At 58.8% G+C, this 6,660-nt stretch carries 5 protein-coding genes; 3 read left to right on the forward strand and 2 right to left on the reverse strand.

Going from position 1 to position 6,660, the window contains the following annotated elements:
* Positions 1-91 precede the first annotated feature (91 nt).
* On the reverse strand, positions 92-3,061 hold the full coding sequence (locus QPK27_RS24900) for a Tn3 family transposase (protein ID WP_290420844.1): 2,970 nt from the start codon (positions 3,059-3,061) through the stop codon (positions 92-94).
* Positions 3,062-3,154: 93 nt separating this feature from the next.
* Entirely contained in the window at positions 3,155-3,718 is a 564-nt protein-coding gene (locus QPK27_RS24905; RefSeq protein ID WP_219864068.1) for a recombinase family protein, read from the reverse strand.
* Between the two features lie 230 nt (positions 3,719-3,948).
* Between QPK27_RS24905 and merT the strand changes: the two genes are divergently transcribed.
* From merT to merA, 3 genes are all read left to right on the forward strand, one after another.
* Positions 3,949-4,299 (forward strand): mercuric ion transporter MerT, encoded by a 351-nt coding sequence (gene merT / locus QPK27_RS24910; protein WP_219864069.1) that lies wholly within the window; start codon positions 3,949-3,951, stop codon positions 4,297-4,299.
* A 12-nt stretch (positions 4,300-4,311) separates the two neighbouring features.
* A complete protein-coding gene (gene merP, locus QPK27_RS24915) occupies positions 4,312-4,590 on the forward strand; it encodes a mercury resistance system periplasmic binding protein MerP (RefSeq protein ID WP_219864070.1) in 279 nt (92 codons plus the stop codon).
* 186 nt (positions 4,591-4,776) lie between these two features.
* Positions 4,777-6,486, forward strand: coding sequence for a mercury(II) reductase (gene merA / locus QPK27_RS24920; protein WP_219864071.1), 1,710 nt, complete (start codon positions 4,777-4,779; stop codon positions 6,484-6,486).
* The last annotated feature ends 174 nt before the right edge of the window (positions 6,487-6,660 follow it).

The following is a 6,660-nucleotide window of genomic DNA, read 5'->3' on the forward strand; positions in this document are numbered from 1 at the left end:
ATCCATATAATGATCGAGTTGGTCGAGCGCGAACTGTACCCGGCCAATTAGGGGCAAACAGGGAAAACGGAAAAAATCGGGCGCTAAAGCTCTATGCCTGGTCCTTGAGGTCTCGCAGCGGCCGATATTTTCCTTCGTCGACCCTCCTGTTCTGCCGCCAAACGTAATCCCCGGTTAAGTTGATGTGCTCCCAGCCTAACGGCGAGAGAAATTGCAGCATGCCGTTGTCGTCTAGCCTGCCAGACTCGCGTAGCGCTTGTGTAGCCCGCTCCAGGTAGACCGTATTCCACAGCACGATGGCGCCCGTCACCAAGTTCAGGCCGCTCGCACGGTACCGCTGCTGTTCGAACGTCCGGTCCCGGATCTCACCCAACCGGTGGATGAAAACGGCCCTGGCCAGCGCGTTACGCGCTTCCCCCTTGTTTAACCCGGCGTGCACGCGCCGGCGCAACTCGACGTTTTGCAGCCAGTCCAGGATGAATAGCGAACGCTCGATGCGGCCTAGCTCGCGCAGCGCGATCGCCAAGCCGTTCTGGCGAGGATAGCTGCCGAGCTTGCGCAGCATGAGAGAGGCAGTTACGGTGCCGTGCTTGATTGATGCAGCCAGGCGAAGCACATCGTCCCAGTGCGCGCGCAGGTGTTTGATGTTCAAGCTGCCGCCAATCATTGACCGCAGTGCTGGGTGATCGGTCACCTTGCCAGGCACGTACAGCTTGGTGTCGCCCAGGTCGCGTATGCGTGGCGCGAAGCGAAACCCCAGCAGGTGCATCAGCGCGAAAACGTGGTCAGTAAAGCCGGCAGTGTCAGTGTAGTGCTCTTCGATACGCAGATCTGATTCGTGGTACAGCAAGCCGTCCAACACGTAGGTCGAGTCGCGCACGCCGACGTTGACCACCTTAGTGCTGAAAGGGGCGTATTGATCCGAAATATGGGTGTAGAACAGCTTGCCCGCCTCGGCGCCGTATTTCGGGTTGATGTGGCCCGTGCTCTCGGCCCGGCCGCCGGCTCGGAAGCGCTGGCCGTCCGACGACGACGTGGTGCCGTCGCCCCAGTGCCCCGCGAACGGATGTTTGAACTGGGCGTTGACCAGTTCGGCTAGGCCGACCGAATAGGTCTCGTCCCGAATGTGCCAGGCCTGCAGCCAGGACAGCTTCGCGTAAGTCGCGCCGGGGCTTGACTCCGCCATCTTGGTCAGGCCGAGATTGATCGCGTCGGCAAGGATAGCCGACAACAGCAGAGTGCGGTCCTTGGCCTGCTCGCCGCTCTTGAGGTGGACGAAATGCCGAGTGAACCCGGTCCAGTCGTCCACGTCCATTAGCAGTTCGGTGATCTTGACGCGGGGAAGTAGCCCGCTTGTTTGGTTGATCAGCGCTTGCGCCTTGTCCGGCACCACCGCGTCCTGCGGGCTGATGCGCAACCCCGTGTCGGTGATAATCGCGTCGGGCAGCTCGTTGGCTAACGCGAGGCGGTTGACAGTCGCCAGCTGCTCTTCGAGCAGCAGCAAACGGTCATGGAGGTATTGGTCGCAGTCTTGGTTGACCGCGATCGGCAACTGGCGCGCTGCCTTCATGGCGCCGAATTTCTCCGCTGGCAGTAGGTATTCTTCGAAGTCACGGAACTGACGCGAGCCCTGTACCCAGATGTCGCCGGACCGCAGTGCGTTTTTCAACTCCGACAACGCGCAGATTTCATAGAAGCGGCGATCGTATCCTTCGTCTGTGAAAACCAGCGACTTCCATCGGGTTTTGACGAAGGAGGTTGGCGCGACGTCGGGCACCTTGCGCGCCCCGGTAGCATTCATCTCGCGCAGCACTTCGATCGCATCGAGAACAGCTTGCGCGGCCGGCGCCGCCTTCAGCTTGAGCACATCCAGGAACTCTGGCGTGTAGCGTCGCAGCGTGCTGTACTGCTCGCCGACCAAGGACAGGTGGTCGAACGATTCCGGTTGCGCCAACTGGTCAGCCTCGGTGACGCTTTGAGCGAAGTCTGACCAGGACAGGATCGCTTCAATCGCGGCATACGGATCGCCACCCGATTCCTTGGCTTCGACCAGCGCGCGGCCCACTTTCGAATATAAGCGCACCTTGTCGTTGATCGCCTTGCCCTGCTTTTGGAAGTCCTGTTGATGCTTGTTCTTGGCAGCGCTGAACAGCTTGATCATGATCCGGTCGTGCAGGTCGACTAACTCGTCCGTCACAGTGGCCATGCCCTCGATTACCACTGCGACCAGAGTGGCGTAGCGCCGCTCGTCCTCGAACTTTGCAAGGTCGCGCGGCGTTATCTGTGCCCCCTCCCTCGCTATCTTTAGCAGCCGGTTCTGGTGGATCTGGCGGCCTAGTCCGTCGGGCAGGGCCAGCGACTGAAATACCCTGAGCCGATCGATGTGTTCGCGCATGTAGCGGGAATTGGGCTTGAGCGGTGATTGCCGCAACCAGACGAGCCAGGTGATGCTCATCTTCGGTGCCACGTTGAGCAGGTTGTCCAAGGCGCGCTTGTGATGACGCTCCAATGGGCCGATCAACCCGCGATAGATGCGCCGGTTGGCCCTCGTCAAGGCCTCGGCGCAGACCCGCTCGATGACGCCCAGCGCTGGCAGGATGATCCGTTTTTGGCGCAGCGTTTCGAGGGCATGCGCGGCAAGGATCATTGCCTTGTCGGTCTGCATAGCGAGATCCGTCAGTCTGTGCAGCAGCTCCCTGAAGTCGGACAGTCCGAACACGGACTGCCCCAAGTAGGCACGCAGTTCATGTAAGTGCTCGTTCCGTGTCTTTGCCCGCTCGCCGTATTCCGGCCAAGACACCGCAGCACTACGCACCTGTTTGGCAACCCAATTAACCACCGGCTCTGGCAACTTGGTGTCACTGGCCAGCGCGCAGCCAGGGTAGCGCAACAAGCTCATCTGGACAGCAAACCCGAGCCGGTTCGCGTCGCCACGGCGCTGCCGGATCAGAGCCATATCGGCTTCGGTGAAGCTGTAATGCTGTATCAGTTCATCCTGACTCTCCGGCAAGGCCAACAGACTATCGCGTTCAGTGTCGGAGAGCAGTGAGCGGCGTGGCATTCGTTCGATTTCCTCGAAATTTGATAAACGGGAAGCACGGGGTGGAGCGGAAAGTCCGGGCTCAGGACCACACGCTCATGAGGGCATGAATGTTCATGCGGCGTCCGTCTTCAGGTACTGGTAAAGGGTTTCTCTGCTGATGCCGAAGTCGCGAGCCACGGCCGCTTTTGGCTCGCCGGCCGCGACCCGAGCGCACAGCTCGGTCACGTGCTCGGGCGCGAGCGCTTTTTTACGGCCGCGGTAGGCTCCGCGTTGCTTGGCGAGCGCGATCCCCTCTCGCTGCCGTTCACGGATCAGGGCGCGCTCGAACTCGGCAAAGGCGCCCATCACTGACAGCATCAGGTTCGCCATTGGCGAGTCTTCGCCGGTAAAGGCCAAACACTCCTTGGCGAACTCGATCCGCACGCCGCGCTTGGTCAGACTCTGCACAAGGCGTCGAAGGTCGTCCAGGTTGCGAGCCAAACGGTCCATGCTGTGCACGACCACGGTGTCGCCCTCGCGCACGAAACTCAGCAGCGATTCCAGCTGCGGACGTTGCGTGTCCTTGCCCGATGCCTTGTCGGTAAACACTCTATCCACTTGTACGTGCTCGAGCTGCCGGTCCGGGTTCTGGTCGAAACTGCTAACCCTGACGTAACCGATTCGTTGGCCTTTCACGGAACCTCCTGTTGTCCATGTCAGGCTGAAATCTATGAGCTTTCTAGTCAGGTGTCAATAAATTGGTTTTTCAACCCTAATCTGACGCACTTTGCCGAGCTGTCCTGACGCCAGCTTAGGGTACACCTCAATCTGACGGTGCTACAGAAGTGCCTCTTCAAAAGATGCTTGACTCCGTACTCAACTCCGGGCTTACGATGATGTTTTGATAGATCTGCAGAGGAGTATCTATGTCTGAGCCGCAAAAAGGCCGCGCTGCGCTGGTTGCTGGTGGTTTAGCTGCAATTCTTGCTTCTGGCTGCTGCTTAGGGCCACTAGTGTTGGTCATGTTGGGTTTTAGCGGCGCTTGGATGAGTAATTTGTCAGCCCTGGATCCTTACCGGCCCGTGTTTCTTGGCGCGGCACTAGTCGCGATGCTTTTTGCTTATCGCGCCATCTTCCGGACTACGCGAGCATGCGAGCCTGGAGATGTATGCGCTGCCCCGCAAGCCAAGACGTCGTACAAAGTCATCTTTTGGATTGTGGCTGCGCTTGTTGTCGTTGCACTGACGTTCCCGTACGTAATGCCTTTGTTTTACTAATTAGGAAAAATCATGAAAAAACTGTTTGCCACCCTTGCCATCGCCGCTTCCTTCGCTGCCCCTGCCTGGGCGGCCACTCAGACGGTCACGCTGACTGTTCCTGGTATGAACTGCGCAACTTGCCCGATCACCGTGAAGAAGGCACTGAGCAGGGTTGACGGTGTTCAAAAGGCTGAGGTCGATTACGCAACCAAGCTGGCCGTTGTGACGTTCGACGATAAGAAGACCAACGTTCAGGCACTGAGCAAGGCGACGACCGACGTAGGCTATCCGTCTGAACTGAAGAAATAAGGCGGCATAGACGGCAGCGCCGCTAGAACCAGGTAGCGATACCTTTCCGGCGATTCTACTGGCCGTCATTGCGTGCACAGCCTGTAAATGGCCCACGGCGCCTGTTCGCTGATGCGAATGACTAAGTCAGATACCGAGGCGTTGTACCGGCCGGCTTGGGCACAACGGGATTAAAGAGAGAGCAGAATGCAAGAGTTAAACGAAATCGGTCTGAGTGTCGCAGGGATGACCTGCCCAAGTTGCACAAAGCACGTTGAGGACGCGCTGCTCGCAGTTCCTGGCGTGACAGGAGCGTCCGTCGATTACCCGGCGAACAGGGCTCAGGTCACGGGCAATAGCCTTGACGTGTTGGCACTCGTAACGGCGGTGGGGGCACTTGGTTATCGGGCTACGCCTGCGGGCAAAGTTGACAGCGAAAAGCGCAGTTCCGAACGGCCGGGACTTCTTGGCAGAGCTACCCAGTGGTTGAGCGGCGAGGGCGCCGTGGAGAAGCCGGCAGACCAGCTGCATGTGGCGATTATCGGTACCGGCGGCGCCGCTGTGGCAGCAGCGCTGAAGGCAGCTGAAAATGGTGCCCGGATCACGCTGATCGAGCGGGGAACCGTCGGAGGTACCTGCGTCAACGTTGGCTGCGTTCCTTCCAAGATCATGATTCGGGCCGCGCATATCGCTCACCTGCGCCGTGAAAGTCCTTTTGACGCGGGACTGTCAGCAACGCCTCCGGTTGTCCTGCGTGACCGTCTGCTAGCTCAACAGCAGGCACGTGTGGACGAGCTGCGTCATGCTAAATATGAAAGTATCCTCGAAGGCAATCCGTCGATCAATCTTGTGCGAGGCAGCGCTCGCTTTAAAGATGGCCAAACGCTTATCGTGGAAGCGGCAGAAGGTGGCACTCGCGAAGTGGCCTTCGATCGCTGTCTCATTGCCACTGGTGCAAGCGCTGCCATTCCGCCATTGCCTGGTCTTGCAGACACGCCATATTGGACGTCCACAGAAGCATTGGTAAGCGAAACCATTCCGAAACGGCTGGCCGTAATTGGCGCCTCGGTGGTAGCACTCGAACTGGCACAGGCGTTTGCGCGGTTGGGCAGCGAGGTGACGGTCCTGGCGCGGCGCACCTTGTTTGCCAGTGACGACCCTGCCATCGGAGAGGCGGTGACCGCCGCCTTTCGTGCAGAGGGCATTACGGTGCTGACGCAGACGCAGGCAAGTGCCGTCACCTATTCGGACCGCCAGTTCACCTTGGCGACCCCACAGGGCAAGTTAAATGTGGATCAATTGCTCGTGGCTACCGGTCGCACGCCGAATACCGCAAGCCTGGATCTCGAGCGAGCAGGTGTAACGTTTGACTCGCAACATCGCATCCTCATCGATAAGGGCATGCGCACGAGTGCTCCAAACATTTACGCAGCGGGCGACTGCACTGACCAACCTCAGTATGTCTACGTTGCAGCCGCGGCTGGCACCCGGGCGGGCATCAATATGACCGGTGGCGACGCAATGCTCGATCTCGACGCAATGCCTGCAGTCGTGTTCACCGATCCGCAAGTTGCAACGGTTGGCTATAGCGAAGCGGATGCCCAGCGCATCGGCCTGCAAACCGAAAGTCGTACGCTCACGCTCGACAATGTGCCGCGCGCACTTGCCAACTTCGATACCCGCGGCTTTATCAAACTTGTCGCTGAGGCTGGGTCCGGACGAATTCTCGGGGTTCAGGCTGTAACGCCGGAAGCAGGAGAAATCATCCAGACTGCCGCAATTGCTATCCGAGCTCACATGACCGTCCAGGATCTTGCCAACCAGCTTTTCCCATACCTGACCATGGTTGAGGGTCTCAAACTGGTGGCGCAGACGTTCTCGAAAGATGTGACACAGCTCTCGTGCTGTGCCGGCTAGTGCATTCGGCCTCGGATATGAGACCGCGCATACCCTGCTAGAACACAGCAATCAAAGCACAGCATGAATGCGTACTCAATATCGAAGCTGGCTGAAGATGCTGGCGTCAGCGTGCATGTCGTGCGCGACTATATGGTAATCCCCCCACAAAAAGAGCGCGATCAGAAGTAGAAT

It is taken from the genome of Massilia sp. YIM B02443 (genome assembly GCF_030411955.1).
Taxonomy (GTDB): domain Bacteria; phylum Pseudomonadota; class Gammaproteobacteria; order Burkholderiales; family Burkholderiaceae_D; genus Telluria.

Coding starts and splice junctions, on each gene's coding strand:
- QPK27_RS24900 (WP_290420844.1), bottom strand. CDS start 3,061: ATGCCACGCCGCTCACTGCTCTCCGACACTGAACGCGATAGTCTGTTG.
- merT (WP_219864069.1), top strand. CDS start 3,949: ATGTCTGAGCCGCAAAAAGGCCGCGCTGCGCTGGTTGCTGGTGGTTTA.
- merP (WP_219864070.1), top strand. CDS start 4,312: ATGAAAAAACTGTTTGCCACCCTTGCCATCGCCGCTTCCTTCGCTGCC.
- merA (WP_219864071.1), top strand. CDS start 4,777: ATGCAAGAGTTAAACGAAATCGGTCTGAGTGTCGCAGGGATGACCTGC.